Raw genomic sequence first — 16,400 nt, 5'->3', positions numbered from 1 at the left:
TGGATATTATCATTTAATTTGGACGAAAATAGATTATAATAACTTTTGTGAAAAAATATATAAACATGATTAAGGTGTGAAAAAATGAAATTTTATCAAGAAATTCCTGTCATTCGATCGATTGCGGCAATCATGGTCGTCGCTGTCCATGTCATCGCCGGTTTGTATCACTCGAAAGGGGAATTCGAAAATGAAGCGATTGGTTACATCGATCAATTTTCTCGGATTGGTACGCCGATCTTTGCCATCATCAGTGCGTTTCTGTTGATGTCGATGGTCCAGCGCAAAGGATTCGATTTCGGAACATTCGTCAAGTCACGTTTCTCTAAAATCTTTATTCCTTACCTGATTTGGAGCACGATCTACCTCGTGTATCGTTATCATGTAGAAGATAGTTTAAAACCAGGTATGCCGCTATCGGATTACTTCCTTTATGGAACAGCAAACTTCCATCTGTACTTCATTTTGACGGTACTTCAGTTTTATGTCGTATTTCCGGTACTTGCACGACTTAAGAAAGGAACATTGCTGCTTGTCGCGACAGTGGCGGCGATGGGCGTCAACTACTTCTGGCTGACTTCAGGAAACTTAACGACAGACATCGAGTTTCTGGATCGACTCGTCAATAGCCGATCTTTCTTACTCAATTGGATTGCCTATTTCATGATGGGGATTACATATGCCGTCTATTATGAAGAGATTCAACAGATTCTAAAGCGTCATCGGACAATCTTATTGCTGATCAGTGGATTGATCATCCTTGATATTTGGATCAGTATCGACCTAGAGCGGACGTACACGTCGACGAACATTTCGAACCTTGTGTACATCCCGTTCGTCCTCGTCGTCTTGAACTACGTCTTCCGCCGTGTCCAGACGGATGCGACAGCGATGCGCATCTTCCAGACGATCGGAACGCATTCGATGGGGATTTACCTGATTCATCCGCTCGTCATTCGCGGAATCGGTCGAACGGATCTCTTCGCTTACTTCGACTCTGCGAGTATGTTCATTTGTGCGATGATCGTCACGCTTGCGGCTTCGATTTCTGTCTCTTATGTGATCAGTCTATTGCCGTACGGAAACTATATCGTTCCGGTTCCAAAACGAAGAGCTCCTGCTCCGAAAATCGTCGAGGCACAGTCTACTGCTTCATGATGAGAACGGTGACTAGGCATCCTTTTCCTTCCTGCATGAGTAGGGAGGAGAGGGATGTCTTTTTTCTGAAAAAAGAGTGTTTGCTTAGGAAGCATCGAAGAAGAAATCCCGGATTCTGCTATGCTATGATGAATAGGTAGAATAGAACATACGAGGGGGAAGAGAGCATGATATATATCGGTGTCACGGGCTGGGGAGATCATGATAGTCTCTACTTGACCCCGCAAGATCGTAAAGAGAAACTGGCTGCCTATGCCGGTCATTTTCCAGCGGTCGAGGTCGACTCGACATTCTATGCGATTCAACCGGAACGAAACTATGAGAAATGGACATCCGAGACGCCGGACGGGTTTCGCTTCATCGTCAAGGTTCACCGGGCGATGAGTGGGCACGACCGGGATAACAAAGATCCGCTCGGACCGATTTTTGAACAATATATCGCGTCGATCGAACCGATGCGAAAGAGTGGAAAGATTGCGGCGATCCTCGTGCAGTTGCCGCCCTGGTTCGATGTCAGCAAAATGCACTTGGAATATTTGCAAACGATTCGAAAATCACTTGCCGGACTGCCAGTCGCGATCGAGTTCCGAAATCCATCGTGGTATTCGGAAGCTTATCGTGAGCGGACGCTCCGTTTTCTGAAGGAACATCAGTTCATTCATACGATTTGTGACGAACCGCAGACGGAAGATGGTTCCGTACCATTCGTACCGGTCGTGACGCAGGAGACCGCATTCATCCGCCTCCACGGACGAAATAAAGCCGGTTGGTTAAAGAAACCCGGTCAAAGCAGCGAAGATTGGCGAAAAGTCCGCTGTCTCTATCGGTACTCGGAAGACGAGCTACAGGAGCTAGCAAGTCACGTCCGCGACGTTGCAGCGGAAGCAAAAGATGTCTATGTTTTCTTCAATAACAACTCAGCAGGAGATGCTGCCCCGAATGCGAAACGATTAATCGAGATTCTCGATCTCGACTATGAACTCGCGCCGCGACAAATCTCTTTGTTCTAAATCATCAAGGGGGGCTTCTGCATGAAGTTACACATCATTCACTATAATGATTTGCACTCACACTTCGATATGTGGCCTCGCTACATGTCCTTCGTCAAGGAACACCGGACGTACGATTCGCTCGTTTTTGATCTCGGCGATCATGCTGACCGTGTGGATCCAGCGACGGAAGCAACAAAAGGAAAGATCAATACGCATCTACTGAATGCGTTGATGCCGACCGCAGTGACGATCGGGAACAATGAAGGCATCACGTTTCCGCATGACTGGTTAGCGAATCTCTACACGGAAGCGGACTTTCCGGTCCTCGTCTCGAATTTAGAAGCGCCTTTTACCAAACAAGGGGTCATTCACGAATTACCGACCGGCAAAGTCGGCGTCTTTGGTCTGACGGCACCGTATATTGAACTATACGGTTTACTTGGTTGGACGATCGAAGAACCGTTTGACGTCGCAGCGCGTGAAATCGAGCGGTTGCGTCAAGAAGTTGACGTCTTGATTTGTTTAAGTCATCTTGGATTCTATCAAGACGAAGAACTGGCGATGCGGTTTCCGGAACTTGATTTGATCATCGGTGCGCATACGCACCATGTCCTTGATGACGGCGTCGTCAAGAACGGTGTCTTGATCACGCAAGCGGGAAAACATGGACAATATGCAGGTGAGATCTACATGAATACGGATACGGGTGAGAAGGAAGCGGTCCTTCACTCCTTGCACGATTACGCCGAGGATGAAGCGACGGCAAAATTGCTCGACCGGGAACAGTATCTTGCGGAACAACAGATGAAGGAGCCGATTGGCGAGACATCGGGTCTAGCCAATGACTGGTTCAGCGAGTCGCCATTCTCACAATTGCTTGTCGAGACGATGCGCGACTGGTGTGATGCGGATATCGCTTGTGTCCCGGCAGGCATTCTGCTTGGGTCACTTCCACCAGGTCCTGTCTCTGCCTTTGATTTACATCGACTCTGCCCGCACCCGATCAATCCCTGTAAAGTGACGATGACCGGAGTGGAAGTCCAAACTTTCCTCGACGAAGTCAAAACAGATCAGTTCGAACAACTAAAGGTTCGTGGTCTCGGTTTCCGTGGTAAGTTGATGGGGCGGATGCATTATGCTGGTTTGGCGGAACATCAACCGCTTGAGCCAACGCGAAACTATACGGTCGTCTTGCCGGATATGTTCACATTCGGTCCACTCTTCCCAGCGATCAAAGAAATGCCAAAAGAATATTTCATGCCGGAATTGTTACGGGATTTATTGTTCGAACGCTTATCGGAGAAGTCGGAATATAATGAATTGCATGTTCGCAAACCCTGATTGTTTGTTATACTAAAGCAGACATTAATTGACTTTTTGGGGATGAAGGGGGAAGCGAAACCATGGGACGCGGAGAAATCCAACGTAAACCGGAATGGTTGAAAATCAAGCTGAATACGAATGAAACCTACACAGAATTAAAAAGTATGATGCGCGAGAAAAAGCTACATACTGTCTGTGAGGAAGCAAAGTGTCCGAATATCCACGAGTGTTGGGCGGTACGCCGGACGGCGACGTTCATGATTCTCGGAAGTATCTGTACACGTGCGTGCCGTTTTTGCGCCGTGACGACAGGACGTCCAAACGAACTCGATCTCGAAGAACCAAAACGTGTCGCGGAATCCGTTCGTTTGATGAACCTGAAGCACGCGGTCATCACAGCGGTTGCTCGTGACGATCTGAATGATTTCGGAGCAGGCGTTTACGCTGAAACTGTCCGTGAAGTGCGTCGGATGAACCCAGAGACATCAATCGAAGTCTTGCCTTCAGATATGGGCGGGAACTTTGAAGCGTTGAAAACGCTGATCGATGCACAACCAGACATCATGAACCACAACATCGAGACGGTCCGCCGTCTGACGCCGACCGTTCGTGCGAAAGCCACTTACGACCGGACGCTTGAATTCCTTCGTCGTTCGAAGGAACTCGCACCTGAAATTCCAACGAAGTCGAGCTTGATGCTTGGTCTTGGTGAGACATGGGAAGAGATTCTTGAAACGATGGATGATCTTCGCGCAAATAACGTCGACATCATGACGATCGGTCAGTATCTCCAACCGACGAAAAAACACCTCGACGTCATCAAATACTATACACCGCAAGAGTTTGCTGAACTGAAGCAGATCGCCCTCAGCAAAGGGTTCTCGCACTGTGAGGCAGGTCCACTCGTTCGTTCGTCGTATCACGCGGATGAGCAAGTCAACGCAGCGAAAAAGAATAAAACAGCACTTCCGATCGACTAATGATCAAAAACCGTTCGAGCAGTTGCTCGGACGGTTTTTCGTCTGCCAGGCGAAATGGAATATGCTATGATAAGAACAGCAGGAGGTGGGAATAATGATACAAGTCAATCGGGAACGTTATGAGGTCGTCGAAGAGAAGCGCGAAGGTTTTAATGAGGAAGCCTTCATCGGTCGTTTTAGCGACGTCCTTGAGAAATATGATTATATCGTGGGGGACTGGGGGCACGGTCAATTACGGCTACGTGGCTTCTATGAGGATCAACACGAGAAAGCGACATTCGATACGAAGATTTCGCATGTGGCGGATTATCTCTACGAATACTGTAACTTCGGATGTGCCTACTTCATCGTCAAGAAGATCGGATTGGTAGAAGGAGAAGAAGCACCACCTCGCTTCGACGGTTCTTCATCCAATACGTTGAAGTTGAAACGGAAGTTCGCACCTGCACCAGAGAAGACGGAAGGCGAGTAATTAAACTGTCATACAGAAAAGCGTTTCTAGTGGACGGAATTCGGCTATTACTATAAGTATCATGTACCTATAGGGGGAACTATCCATGCGAATCGTTGGAATTTACTCATCCGTACCAGAAGTCGTCAGTGCCGTGCACGATCTCCGTGTTGCCGGTGTCGTCTCGACTGATTTAAAAGTCTTAGCGCACGATAAATACGATCTCGAACAAATCGAGGAATTGGCGGATCTGAACAACCAACAGACGTCTACGCGTCTGTCGCAGGAAGATCATCGTAATCTTTGGCAGGAAATCAAAAGCATCTTCAAAAAGGATGATACGGTCTCTCATGGAGACGCTATCCACGGAAGTGGCTTGACGAAGGAAGACGTCGATCGTGCGAATCATGCGGTCGAAAGTGGTCAATTCGTATTACTCGTCGGTGATGAAGCGGATCAGCATTCAGAACGCCGTGCCCATGACGAGTCAGACAACACGAACGTCTTCAGCGGACCAAATACACTAAATGAGCGAAACGATCGTCTCTTATAAGAAAAAGCCTTCGTCCGCGGACGAAGGCTTTTTTCATAGACCGATATAAGCGCGAAGATACATCTCGAGTTCCGTTGCTGCATCGTCTTCGACGTCAAACGCCGTCGCGATATAGCCAGGTTCATCAAAATCATCCGCACCGATGATCGCATAGCGATTCGATAAGAGATTCAAGACGAGAATCTTACCGTAAAAATGCTCTGAGTGGGTGATGGCGAGATCAAACCGACTGGCTTCTCCAATCCAACTGACGAAGCGTGTCTTCGTTTGTTCGACATCATCATATAAAAAATCACGTTCTTCCATCATTCAGCTTCCCTCATTTCCCTAACATCTGTTTCAGATTAAAGGGTTTGGGGGACTTTTTGCAAGTATGGTTTACGCGATAAGCTATGCTCGGCGATGACTTTTCGAATCGTCCGTGTCTTTGAACGCATGACAAGGGATGTCGTCTCAACGATATCATCCGTCAAGAACTTCACGCCGTCGAGCATTTCGCCCGTCGTGACGCCGGTCGCAGCAAAGATACAATCGTCGCTTTTGATGAGGTCATCAAGCGTCAAGAGTTGAAGCGGATCTTCAAGCCCCATCCGGATGACACGAGCGGTTTCTTCTTCGTTCATCGGATGTAAACGTGCCTGCATGTCGCCGCCCATCGCTTTGACGGCAGCAGCCGTGATGACACCTTCAGGAGCACCACCTGTTCCGATGAAGATATCGATTCCTGTCGCAGGAGAGAGTGGTGCGATTCCAGCTGAGACATCGCCGTCTTCAAATAGACGAACCCGTGCGCCCATCCGCATCGCGGCTTCGCGGAAGTGATCGTGACGCGGGCGATCCTGCATGATGACCGTGACGTCCTCAATCCGTTTGTTGTTGTATTGAGCTGCTTTTTCAATGATGACTTCAAGTGGATCGTCGAGCGAGACGTGCCCTTTTAAGTTTGGTCCAACTGTTAATTTATCCATATACATATCCGGTGCGTGGAGCAGGGCACCTTGATCGGCGACGGCGATGACGACCATTGCATTACCGAGACCTTTGGCAACGATGTTCGTACCTTCAAGCGGGTCGACGGCGATGTCAACGATTGGACCGTTTGCTGTTCCGACACGTTCGCCGATGAAGAGCATTGGTGCTTCGTCGAGCTCACCTTCACCGATGACGACCGTTCCGTTCATGTTGACCGTGTTCAAGACTTCGCGCATCGCAGTCGTTGCTGCATCATCCGCTTCATTTTTCTTACCGCGACCAATCCATTGAGCAGAAGCTAATGCTGCTGCTTCCGTAGCGCGTACGATTTCCAGTGCGAGTTCCCGTTCCATGTATATAACCTCCACGTCACCAATGTGACATACTATTTTCAGCAAAAATCTAAATTGAGGATAACACATTGGGGAATGTGATGCAAATGACCTTTCTGCTTTTCAGGATTGCCGGATAACGATAAAATGGAGGATGTGAGGGGGAATGAAGATGTATTTCGTCAATCGTCAAAAAATCGAAGAGACGGTCGTCTGTTATGAGACGGCACTTCGACAAAGTAAGGAAGTTACGGGGGATCCGGTGACGACGGCACTGGCTATGGAACGGATCGGTTTTTTAGTCATCGAAAGTGTCATCGACATCGGAAACAGTATGATTGATGGATTCATCATGCGGGATCCGGGAAGTTATGAAGATATCATTCTCATTTTAGAAGATGAGAAGGTCATCGATGGACCGCTCGCGACGAGTCTGAAGAAGCTCGTTGCGTTACGTACGTTGATCGTCCGGTCATTCACACAGTCGAGTATAGCGGAGATTCGGGCGGTACTTGAGACAGAGGAAGCAGAACTACGTCGTTTCCCGGAAGCGATTCGCCGGTATATCGAGACAGAACTCGGACCGGTGTCTGCATTTTTACCAAACGAGGAGTGAGTCAGGATGAAGGCAAAAGGCTATTTATTTGATTTAGATGGAACGATGTATAACGGAACGGAACCGGTAAAAGAAGCGGTCGAGTTCGTCAATCGTCTGCAAGCAGAAGGCATTCCGTATTTGTTCGTGACGAATAATGCGTCGATGACGGCAGAAGCCGTGGCGGAGAAATTACGCGGGATGGGTGTTCATTCCGATGCGAAACACGTCTTGACGAGTGCGATGGCGACTGGTCGTTATATCGCTGATCTATCACCGAAAGCACGCGTCTATGCCATCGGTGAGACAGGACTGATTGATGCGCTTGAACGGGAAGGGTTAGACGTTGTCGCAACCGAAGCGGCAGATTACGTCGTCATCGGTCTCGACCGTCAAATCACGTATGAAAAACTCGCTGTCGGTGCCCTCGCGATTCGTGCCGGTGCTCGCTTCATCTCGACGAACGGAGACATCACCATTCCGACAGAACGTGGATTCTTACCAGGAAACGGTGCCTTGACGTCCGTACTGCGCGTGACGACGGAGAAGGAACCGTTCTTCATCGGTAAACCGGAATCGGTCATGGTCGATATCGCAACGGAGATGATTGGTCTGTCAAAAGAAGACGTCATCATGGTCGGGGATAACTACCATACGGATATTCTATTCGGAATCAATGGAGGCATCCGGACGATGCACGTCAATTCTGGCGTCCATACACCAGTCTTCATTCAAGGTCAGGATCGTCAACCGACATACATGGTCGATACATTAGCCGAATGGATTCTATGAATCAAAAAATCCCGAACGAGAATTCGTTCGGGATTTCATGTATTAGAAGACTTGTTCGACTTCAACGACGCCAGCGACTTCTTCAAGAAGGGCACGTTCGATACCGGCCTTCAATGTGATCGTTGAACTTGGGCAGCTACCACAAGCTCCCATCAAACGGAGTTTTACGATTCCGTCTTCTACATCTACGAGTTCAACGTCTCCTCCATCACGAAGAAGGAACGGACGCAATTTTTCAAGAACTTCATTCACTTGATCAAACATTTCCATGCGTAAACACATCCTTTCGTATAGTTTCATTGTAACAGGGTTGAAAAATGTTCTCAATCTGGAAAACTTGTATACTAAAGAGGAGAGAATTGAAAAGGGGGACTTCAAGATGGAAATCACGGTTTACGGGACAGCAGTCACTTGTCCGAGTTGTGTCGGGGCACCCAGCTCGGAAGAGACGTTCAGTTGGCTACAAGCCGTCCTCGGGCGAAAATATGAGCAAGAAATGACGCTACGCTATGTCGATTTCGAGACAGCGACAGCGGATCAATGGACGGAAGCCTTAAAAGAGGATGTCTATTTTTATCCATTGATCGTGCTTGATGATGAGATGATTGACGAGGGGTACGTCAAGCTGAAGACGATTACGGCAGCGATTGATGCAAAGTTAAGTCAGACGGGATGAATGAAAAAGAGGTATCCCAAGATCGGGACACCTCTTTTGCTCATTTAATCTTTTTGTGTTTCCATAAGACACCGGACTTCAAGAGACGTGGGACTTTCCCCGTCAGCGCTTGCTTGCCCATGACGATCCCGAAACCGTCTGATTTTCCGAGCGATCCGAGCATCCCGCGTAGTTTGATTTCTGGCAGTTTCGGCAATTTCTTCCCTTGCCATTTCGCTTGCAAGACGTCGACGACTTGTTCTGCCTGATGTTCTGCGAGTTGACCGCTTGGCGCATACGGCAAGCTGGCACAATCGCCGATGACGAAGACGTTATCGTATTCTGGTACGTGATGATGTTCCGTCAATTTGATCCGACCACCACTGTCTGCAGCAAAGCCGAGATCACGAACGACTTTGACCGGTTGCGTACCTGCCGTCCAAATCGTCAAGTCCGACGGGTACGTATCGTCGCCGTTACGCACGTCGTCCGCTGTGACGAGCGTGACGTTCGAATTGTTGATGACTTCCACGTCATGCTCCTCGAACCATTCCTGAACGTAAGATGAGACTTTGTCGGATAAGAATGATAAAACGGATGGACCGCGGTCGAACAAACGAATCGTCAAATCCTTCCGGCTCTCGTGCAGTTCACTGGCGAGTTCGACACCAGATAGACCAGCACCGACGATCGAGACGACGGACCCCGGTGACAGACCACAGATCGCTTGCTGTGTCTTGCGCGATTCTTCAAGTGTCTGGATGCTGTATGTAAACTCTTGAGCACCCGGAATGTTGTGGTATTTATCCTCGCAACCGAGGGCGATGATCAAGTCATCATAGAATAATTCTGATCCGTCCTGCAGGTGGACCGTATTCGTCTCTGGTGAAATTTTAATGACATGTCCATATTTATAAGTAAGATGTTTCCCCTCCGGAAATTCAATCCGGACATCCCGATCTGATAATGTACCTGCTGCGAGTGCGTAATATTCCGTTTTGAGTGCGTGGTACGGTAGACGGTCGACGAGCGTGACGGCAACTTCCTCGTCCTTGAATCGCTCACAAATCCGCATTCCACCATATCCTCCGCCGAGTACGACCAATTGCTTCATAACGTAAAATCCCCCTTAGTTCCCCTAAATCAGTCTGACCTTGTATAATACGACATGAGGCAGGTCGTTTCCTGCTTGAAGGAGGAAAAAAAGTGAATCCGATTATTGAATTTTGTATCAGTAACTTAGCGGCTGGTACACAGGTCGTCATGGAGCAACTCGAACGTGACCCGAACGTCGACGTCGTCGAATACGGTTGCCTCGGCTATTGCGGCATTTGTTCGCTTGATCATTTTTGTCTCGTTGATGGTGAGACCGTCGTAGGCGAGACACCGGAAGAGTTACTCGAAAAGATTTACCTAAAAATCGAAGAAAATGAGCTGTGAGCACGGACAGCCAAAAAATCCCCTCGTTCGTCTGAACGAGGGGATTCGTGTCCGTCAGCGGGCGCAGCTTTTCGGATCAGGCAGATTGTTGACGGCGCATCATCCATGGTCGTAGTTTCAAGAACAACGGAATGAAGAGTGCCGAGATGAACAACGCCTTGATGACGTTAAACGGTAAGATACCGGCTGTGATCGCTGTCCATTTGACAGCTGGATCCGCCATGTAGTCCATACCGAGGAACCATGCATACGCTGGAAGGATCAAGATATAGTTGAGAATCGCAAGACCGAGTGCCATCGTGATCGTACCAGCGACGAGACCAGTTGCGAGACCTTGTGTTGATTTCTTTTTGTGGTAGAACCAGCTGACAGGAAGTACGAATGCGATGCCAGCAGCAAAGTTCGCGAATTCTCCGACCGGAACACCACTTCCGCGGAAGATATAGTACAACACGTTCTTCAATGCTTCGACGATGACACCTGCGACCGGTGAGAACATGATCGCTGCGACGAGAGCAGGAACATCACTGAAGTCGATCTTCAGATAGTTCGGTAAGAACGGTAGTGGAAAATTGATAAGCATAAGAACAAATGAGATTGAACCTAACATTGACAGAGTGACCATTTTTTGTGTGCGTTTCATACGAGTATTGTCTCCTTTTGCTCGTTCCTCTCGATGAAGTATTGGCATGACTGCGTCCATAAAGAAACCCCTATTGATGAGATCAACAGGGGAGAAGTCCGCATTAAATAAACCTAATCGATTGTTGCAAAAATCGATCAAATTCAAACTCATGCCGCCATCTTCTCCCATCCAGACTGTACTGTCGGCTCCTGAATTACACAGAATCAGCAAATAGCGCCCTATTCGCTCGCGGGCTTCAACTCATATGAGTTGTTTACCGCCGGTCGGGAATTTCACCCTGCCCTGAAGATGGAACGATTATTTTATTGTACATACCATTTATACAACGAATTCAAGATAGTTTCAAGCAACTAGGTTTCGATTCGCTCAGAAGTTGCGTATACTAAAGAAAAGGAAGGTGATGACATGATCCATTTAACGGAGGCAGCAGCGCTACAAGTCCAGGACATGATGGCGCAGGCACCAGCAGATGAACGGAATCTTCGGATGCTCGTCCAAGGTGGTGGATGTAGTGGTCTGTCGTACGGAATGGGATTCGACCAACAGAAAGAAACGGATCTCGTTTTCGAACAGCACGGCGTGACCGTCATCGTGGACGAAAAAGATTACCCGGTCGTCAAAGGACTGGAAATCGATTATAAACAGTCGATGCTTGGCGGCGGATTCACGATCACGAATCCGAATGCCATCGCAACATGCGGTTGCGGGACTTCGTTCCGGACGGCAACGAATGCCGGGACACCGGGTGGCTGTTAATGAATCCAATCGTGGACATCGTCCACGATTTTTTTATTGTCCGTATACAGGAGACCTGTTCCGTTGACTCGAAATATTAAGAGAGTGAATGCTACTACGAACAGGGAGGGCTTCAGGATGAGAAAAGTATTGATCTTCGGGGGAACGCGCTATTTCGGACGCCGGCTTGCAATTCGCTTAGCCGATTCGGGGGATGACGTGACGATCGTCACACGCGGCGAGCATACGCCACCAGTCGCGAAGGGCTTGACATTTTTCAAAGGGGATCGGACGTCAAGTAGTACGATGAAGGACTTAAACCAACAGCACTGGGATGTCATCTATGACAACATTTGCTTCACGCCGTATCAAGCCAAGCTTGCGATCGACGCGTTTGAAGGGAAAGTCGGGCGCTACGTGTTGACGTCGACGATGTCTGTCTATGAAGACGGTGGTGCGAATATCACGGAGCGTGCCTACAATCCGTTTCCCGGGAAATATGACCTCGAGAAGGAACATGGATATGGCGAAGGGAAACGCCAAGCGGAGAGTTATTTCTTCCAACGGGCGACGTTCCCAGTCGTTGCGGTCCGTTTTCCGGTCGTCCTCGGACCAGATGACTATACGGAGCGACTCGTCTTTCATATCAAGCGGGCGCTTGACGGTCGTCCGATCGTTGCCGAAAACACATACGCGAAGATGGGGTATATCTCAAGTTACGAAGCCGCTGCCTTTCTTGAGTGGTGTGGTCGTTCCGAACTGACGGGACCGATCAACGCTGCGAGTGACGGTGTCTTATCAATTCAAGACCTAGTGGATAAGATCGACCACGTTGCGGGAACGACGAGTCAACTCGTTGCAAAAGGAGAAGATGAATCGCCGCTTGCACCGGAACGTGATTTCTATATGGATACGACAGCTGCAAAACAAGCAGGCTATCTGTTTCAACATATCGATGACTGGCTCGATCGTTTGATTGAAGAGGAGGTGCGCAATCACCAATGATGCAGTTGATGAAACCGACTCTTGAATGGGAAACGGAGTACCGCGCTTTTTTAGAAGACTGGCGAGAATCGGGCGAAACGATCGTGCCGGAAGCAGTCGGAGACACATATGAACCACTTGGCGCTTATTTCGCGGAACTTAAGGAAATGGAGACGACGGTCAGACCGGGTCTCGTCACCCATACGACGTACTGGATGGTCGACGGGCAACGAATCGTCGGAGCGTTGAACTTCCGGCATGACTTGACGGAGAACTTGAAGTTGTACGGCGGACATATCGGATACGGAATCCGACCATCCGAGCGTCAGAAAGGATATGCGACGAGTGGTCTTCGACTTGCGCTTGAAGAAGCACGCCAGCGTGGACTGGATCAAGTACTGTTGACGTGTGGCGTTGATAATCTAGCATCATGTCGTGTCATCTTAGCGAACGGCGGACAAGAAATCGAGCCGACTGTTCGTAATGGACGCGAGACACGTCGCTTTATCATCTTGTTATGAGAATCCGTGAAGCACATCTTGAAGATGCGTCAGCCATCGCTCGCGTTCATATCGACGCTTGGCGGGAGACGTATCAAGGTATCATCCCGGACACTTATTTAGCGCAGTTATCGTACGAAAAACGGACGAAACAATGGGAGTAGACGTTAGTCGATCAGCGCGTGTATGTTGCCGTTTCAGGAGAAGAAGTCGTTGGCTTCGCGCAAGGCGGACCGAATCGAAGTGATGCGCGTGAAGGGGAGCTTTATGCGATTTATGTCTTGCAAGCGTCTCAAGGGCAGGGACTCGGGAAAGCGTTGTTTCAACGCATCGCTGAGGACTTAGCGGAATATGAGACGATGCAGGTTTCTGTCTTGCGGGATAATCCTGCGTGCCAGTTTTACGAACGATTCGGTGGTCAGGTCTTCAAAGAATCGATGATTGAGCGTGGTGGAGTGGAACTCGTGCAACGGGTTTATCGGATGCCTATCCAACTAAGAACGAGATAGACAGATGAATACATTGCGAGAGCTAAGAACAAATAAAGAACCTTCCAGAAGCTGATCTGGAAGGTTCTTTATTATTCATGATACGGGCGAAACCATATATTCTCGACTCCTACAGGAAAAGGAAGCATGTTATGTGCTTCCGTCAGGGATAGATAAGACCCGGAAAGCCGCACGGAGTGCGGGATACCGCGGCTTATCTCCCGCCTGAGGAAAGCGAGAATATTGGATCGGTCCGTAAAGATGGACTGTCAAGTGACTGATCAAGAATGATTCGTTACTTTTTCGAACAGACTCGTCGAGTGTTGCGGATGACGAGCAGATGGATCAACGAGAAGTTTCGCTTGGTTAACGGCGATTGGTGCTTCACCGAAGCCCGTTGCGATCAGTTTGACGCGTCCTTCGTAAGTCGCGATATCACCACAAGCGAAGACGCCTGGAATCGCAGTCTCCATCTTCGAATTGACACGAATCGAATTGCGTTCGAATTCGACTTCCCATTCTTTGAGCGGTCCGAGTGACGAGACGAAACCGAAGTTACAGACGACATCGTCGGCAGCGACGACGACGACTTCACCACTTTCAGCATGTTTGAACGTCAGCGTCTCGATGTGCGTCTCACCTGTAACTGATTCAAGTGTATACGGCGTCATGACGTTGACGGACGAATCGTGTAACAGTTCGACCGAATGTTCATGGGCACGGAACTTATCACGACGGTGGACGAGCGTGACGGATTTTGCGATCGGCTCAAGCATCAATGACCAGTCAACTGCTGAGTCACCGCCACCCAGTAAGACGACTTGGCGATCCTTGAAACGTTCCATGTCGTTGACGAAATAGTGTAAGTTTGTTTCTTCGAAGCGTTCTGCATCCGCTACTCCGAGTGGACGCGCAGCGAACGAGCCGTTTCCTGCCGTCAAGATGACGGTCTTCGTATAATGCTCGCCTTTGTTCGTGACGAGGCGGATGATTCCGTCATCCATTCGTTCATAGGCGATGACGGTCTCACCGAGCACATAGGTCGGATCGAATTCATTTGCTTGTTCAAGCAACCGATCGACCAGTTCCTGTGCTTTTACTTTCGGAAAACCGGCAATATCGTATATATATTTTTCAGGATAAAGCGTAGCGAGTTGACCACCTAATTGAGGTAGACTCTCGATGACCTTCGTCTTCATCTGGCGCATTCCTGAATAAAACGCGGTGAACAGTCCGACCGGACCGCCGCCGATGATCGTGACATCATATGGTTGGTGCATCTGATTCCCTCCTAGCGTTGGATAGGTCCATTATATAGGAAGTAGGGGGTGAAGGTGCAAGTACGGAACATCTCACATTTTTTTAAGGGAAATTACATTTTTCTTTTGCAATCATTCCTGAAAAGTGTTTCAATAGGCTTATAGACATGTGAACATTATTTGAACAAAATTTTTGAGCATTCGTCTGTAATTGAATGTGAAGAAAATCACAACAAAACTACGATTCGTAAGGAGTATCAGAACATGAACACACCTAACATTGTTATTCTTGGAGCGGGCTACGGTGGATTGATCACAGCAGTCAACCTTCAAAAGAAACTCGGCGTCGATCAAGCGAACATCACGTTGATCAACAAACACGACTATCATTACCAAACAACTTGGTTGCATGAACCAGCTGCAGGTACGATGTCTGCGGAGCAAGCGCGCATCTACATCAATGATGTCATCAACCCGTCACGCGTCAAACTTGTCAAAGGTATCGTTGAGAAAGTCGACACGGCTGCTAAAACGGTTCTCTTACAAGATGGCGGAACAGTTCCTTACGATTACGTCGTCGTTGCTCTCGGTGGCGTTCCTGAAACATTCGGTATCAAAGGATTGAAGGAACACGCTCTGACGATCAGCTCGTTGAACAGCGTCCGTAAAATCAAGGAACATATCGATTACTCATTCGCACAGTACAAAACAACAGGATCACAAGATCGTTCACTCTTGACGATCGTCGTTGGTGGTGCTGGATTCACAGGAATCGAGTTCATGGGTGAGCTCGTCAACCGTATTCCAGAACTGTGCAAACAATATGACATTCCACGCGAACTCGTTCGTGTCGTCAACATCGAGGCAGCACCGACAGTCCTTCCAGGATTCGATGCAGATCTCGTCAACTATGCACACAAATGGCTTGAGCGCCAAGGCATCGAGTTCAAACTCGGTAACGGCATCAAGGAATGTGGACCAGGAAGCGTCACATTCGGTCCGCTTCAAGGCGACACGACTGAGACGATCGAAGCGAACACGATCATCTGGACTGGTGGCGTCAGCGGTAACCCTGTCGTTGCAGCATCTGGTTTCGAAGCGATGCGTAACCGTGTCGTCGTTGAAGAAGATCTCCGTGTTCCAGGACACGACAATGTCTTCATGATCGGTGACTGTTCAGCAGTCATGGACCCAAGTTCGAACCGTCCGTACCCACCGACTGCACAAATCGCGACACAACAAGCACACAAAGTCGCTGAGAACATCGCAGCACTCATCGCGGGCCGTCAAACATCGACGTTCACGTACGAGAACAAAGGAACGGTCGCTTCGCTTGGTCACAAAGACGGCATCGGCATGGTCTTTGGTAAGAAGATTTACGGTCGTAATGCATCGTTCATGAAAAAAGTCATCGACAACAAACACTTCTTCGAACTGAAAAAGCTTGGTCTTGCGATCAAAAAAGGGAAGTTCTAAGTTCACGTTTTAGGCAAATGTACACTCGTGCATTTGCCTTTTTTGTCGGTTATACTAGAAGAGATTCAA

22 protein-coding genes and 1 riboswitch are annotated in these 16,400 nt (G+C 48.6%); of the genes, 16 read left to right on the top strand and 6 right to left on the bottom strand.

Features of this window, described 5'->3' with window-relative positions; all coding sequences use genetic code 11:
- The first annotated feature begins 84 nt into the window (after positions 1-84).
- From KNQ09_RS09315 to KNQ09_RS09290, 6 genes are all read left to right on the top strand, one after another.
- Entirely contained in the window at positions 85-1,158 is a 1,074-nt protein-coding gene (locus KNQ09_RS09315; protein WP_064299456.1) for an acyltransferase, read from the top strand.
- A gap of 167 nt (positions 1,159-1,325) precedes the next feature.
- Complete coding sequence (locus KNQ09_RS09310; RefSeq protein WP_064299457.1) at positions 1,326-2,168, top strand: DUF72 domain-containing protein; 843 nt, start codon at positions 1,326-1,328, stop codon at positions 2,166-2,168.
- Positions 2,169-2,189: 21 nt separating this feature from the next.
- Positions 2,190-3,491: a bifunctional metallophosphatase/5'-nucleotidase gene (locus tag KNQ09_RS09305; protein ID WP_064299458.1), complete on the top strand. Its 1,302-nt coding sequence runs from the start codon at positions 2,190-2,192 to the stop codon at positions 3,489-3,491.
- Between the two features lie 62 nt (positions 3,492-3,553).
- A complete protein-coding gene (gene lipA / locus KNQ09_RS09300; protein WP_023469150.1) occupies positions 3,554-4,453 on the top strand; it encodes a lipoyl synthase in 900 nt (299 codons plus the stop codon).
- A 94-nt stretch (positions 4,454-4,547) separates the two neighbouring features.
- Positions 4,548-4,925: a YutD family protein gene (locus KNQ09_RS09295; protein ID WP_029342423.1), complete on the top strand. Its 378-nt coding sequence runs from the start codon at positions 4,548-4,550 to the stop codon at positions 4,923-4,925.
- A gap of 85 nt (positions 4,926-5,010) precedes the next feature.
- Positions 5,011-5,457 (top strand): general stress protein, encoded by a 447-nt coding sequence (locus KNQ09_RS09290; RefSeq protein WP_064299459.1) that lies wholly within the window; start codon positions 5,011-5,013, stop codon positions 5,455-5,457.
- 33 nt (positions 5,458-5,490) lie between these two features.
- On the opposite strand, the gene KNQ09_RS09285 is transcribed toward KNQ09_RS09290, so the two are convergent.
- Both KNQ09_RS09285 and glpX read right to left on the bottom strand, forming a co-directional pair.
- Positions 5,491-5,766, bottom strand: coding sequence for a DUF3055 domain-containing protein (locus KNQ09_RS09285; protein WP_023469147.1), 276 nt, complete (start codon positions 5,764-5,766; stop codon positions 5,491-5,493).
- Positions 5,767-5,801: 35 nt separating this feature from the next.
- Entirely contained in the window at positions 5,802-6,782 is a 981-nt protein-coding gene (gene glpX / locus KNQ09_RS09280) for a class II fructose-bisphosphatase (protein ID WP_029342420.1), read from the bottom strand.
- Positions 6,783-6,933: 151 nt separating this feature from the next.
- On the opposite strand from glpX, the gene KNQ09_RS09275 reads away from it, so the two are divergent.
- Entirely contained in the window at positions 6,934-7,377 is a 444-nt protein-coding gene (locus KNQ09_RS09275; RefSeq protein ID WP_214858206.1) for a DUF86 domain-containing protein, read from the top strand.
- A 6-nt stretch (positions 7,378-7,383) separates the two neighbouring features.
- On the top strand, positions 7,384-8,148 hold the full coding sequence (locus KNQ09_RS09270; protein ID WP_214858204.1) for a TIGR01457 family HAD-type hydrolase: 765 nt from the start codon (positions 7,384-7,386) through the stop codon (positions 8,146-8,148).
- Between the two features lie 42 nt (positions 8,149-8,190).
- On the opposite strand, the gene KNQ09_RS09265 is transcribed toward KNQ09_RS09270, so the two are convergent.
- Entirely contained in the window at positions 8,191-8,418 is a 228-nt protein-coding gene (locus tag KNQ09_RS09265; RefSeq protein ID WP_012371190.1) for a NifU family protein, read from the bottom strand.
- A gap of 109 nt (positions 8,419-8,527) precedes the next feature.
- Here KNQ09_RS09265 and KNQ09_RS09260 point away from each other — a divergent pair, with 109 nt between their 5' ends.
- Positions 8,528-8,824, top strand: coding sequence for a DUF1462 family protein (locus KNQ09_RS09260; RefSeq protein ID WP_064299461.1), 297 nt, complete (start codon positions 8,528-8,530; stop codon positions 8,822-8,824).
- Positions 8,825-8,864: 40 nt separating this feature from the next.
- Here the strand turns inward: KNQ09_RS09260 and KNQ09_RS09255 are convergent, their stop codons facing one another.
- A complete protein-coding gene (locus tag KNQ09_RS09255) occupies positions 8,865-9,917 on the bottom strand; it encodes an NAD(P)/FAD-dependent oxidoreductase (protein WP_055968842.1) in 1,053 nt (350 codons plus the stop codon).
- Positions 9,918-10,009: 92 nt separating this feature from the next.
- Here KNQ09_RS09255 and KNQ09_RS09250 point away from each other — a divergent pair, with 92 nt between their 5' ends.
- A complete protein-coding gene (locus KNQ09_RS09250) occupies positions 10,010-10,243 on the top strand; it encodes a YuzB family protein (protein WP_023469141.1) in 234 nt (77 codons plus the stop codon).
- A 76-nt stretch (positions 10,244-10,319) separates the two neighbouring features.
- On the opposite strand, the gene KNQ09_RS09245 is transcribed toward KNQ09_RS09250, so the two are convergent.
- A complete protein-coding gene (locus KNQ09_RS09245; RefSeq protein WP_214858202.1) occupies positions 10,320-10,886 on the bottom strand; it encodes an ECF transporter S component in 567 nt (188 codons plus the stop codon).
- A gap of 155 nt (positions 10,887-11,041) precedes the next feature.
- Positions 11,042-11,183, bottom strand: a riboswitch (FMN riboswitch).
- Between the two features lie 111 nt (positions 11,184-11,294).
- On the opposite strand from KNQ09_RS09245, the gene KNQ09_RS09240 reads away from it, so the two are divergent.
- The 5 genes from KNQ09_RS09240 (at position 11,295) to KNQ09_RS09220 (ending at position 13,617) form a co-directional block, all read left to right on the top strand.
- Positions 11,295-11,645, top strand: a complete 351-nt coding sequence (locus KNQ09_RS09240) for a HesB/IscA family protein (protein ID WP_029342414.1) — start codon at positions 11,295-11,297, stop codon at positions 11,643-11,645.
- A gap of 117 nt (positions 11,646-11,762) precedes the next feature.
- Positions 11,763-12,629: an NAD-dependent epimerase/dehydratase family protein gene (locus KNQ09_RS09235; protein ID WP_214858200.1), complete on the top strand. Its 867-nt coding sequence runs from the start codon at positions 11,763-11,765 to the stop codon at positions 12,627-12,629.
- Between the two features lie 8 nt (positions 12,630-12,637).
- Positions 12,638-13,129: a GNAT family N-acetyltransferase gene (locus KNQ09_RS09230; RefSeq protein WP_251138119.1), complete on the top strand. Its 492-nt coding sequence runs from the start codon at positions 12,638-12,640 to the stop codon at positions 13,127-13,129.
- Positions 13,126-13,272 (top strand): hypothetical protein, encoded by a 147-nt coding sequence (locus KNQ09_RS09225; protein WP_214858196.1) that lies wholly within the window; start codon positions 13,126-13,128, stop codon positions 13,270-13,272. The genes KNQ09_RS09230 and KNQ09_RS09225 overlap by 4 nt, the downstream gene beginning before the upstream one ends.
- Positions 13,273-13,290: 18 nt before the next feature.
- The gene (locus tag KNQ09_RS09220; RefSeq protein ID WP_214858194.1) at positions 13,291-13,617 is read left to right on the top strand and encodes a GNAT family N-acetyltransferase; all 327 of its coding nucleotides are present in this window, start codon (positions 13,291-13,293) and stop codon (positions 13,615-13,617) included.
- 260 nt (positions 13,618-13,877) lie between these two features.
- On the opposite strand, the gene KNQ09_RS09215 is transcribed toward KNQ09_RS09220, so the two are convergent.
- On the bottom strand, positions 13,878-14,876 hold the full coding sequence (locus tag KNQ09_RS09215) for an NAD(P)/FAD-dependent oxidoreductase (protein ID WP_023469135.1): 999 nt from the start codon (positions 14,874-14,876) through the stop codon (positions 13,878-13,880).
- Between the two features lie 243 nt (positions 14,877-15,119).
- Here KNQ09_RS09215 and KNQ09_RS09210 point away from each other — a divergent pair, with 243 nt between their 5' ends.
- Positions 15,120-16,331 (top strand): NAD(P)/FAD-dependent oxidoreductase, encoded by a 1,212-nt coding sequence (locus tag KNQ09_RS09210; RefSeq protein ID WP_029342410.1) that lies wholly within the window; start codon positions 15,120-15,122, stop codon positions 16,329-16,331.
- The last annotated feature ends 69 nt before the right edge of the window (positions 16,332-16,400 follow it).

Source organism: Exiguobacterium sp. s191 (assembly GCF_018618955.1).
In the GTDB taxonomy this organism is placed as follows: domain Bacteria; phylum Bacillota; class Bacilli; order Exiguobacteriales; family Exiguobacteriaceae; genus Exiguobacterium_A; species Exiguobacterium_A abrahamii.
This window is presented reverse-complemented; position numbering and strand designations above follow the sequence as displayed.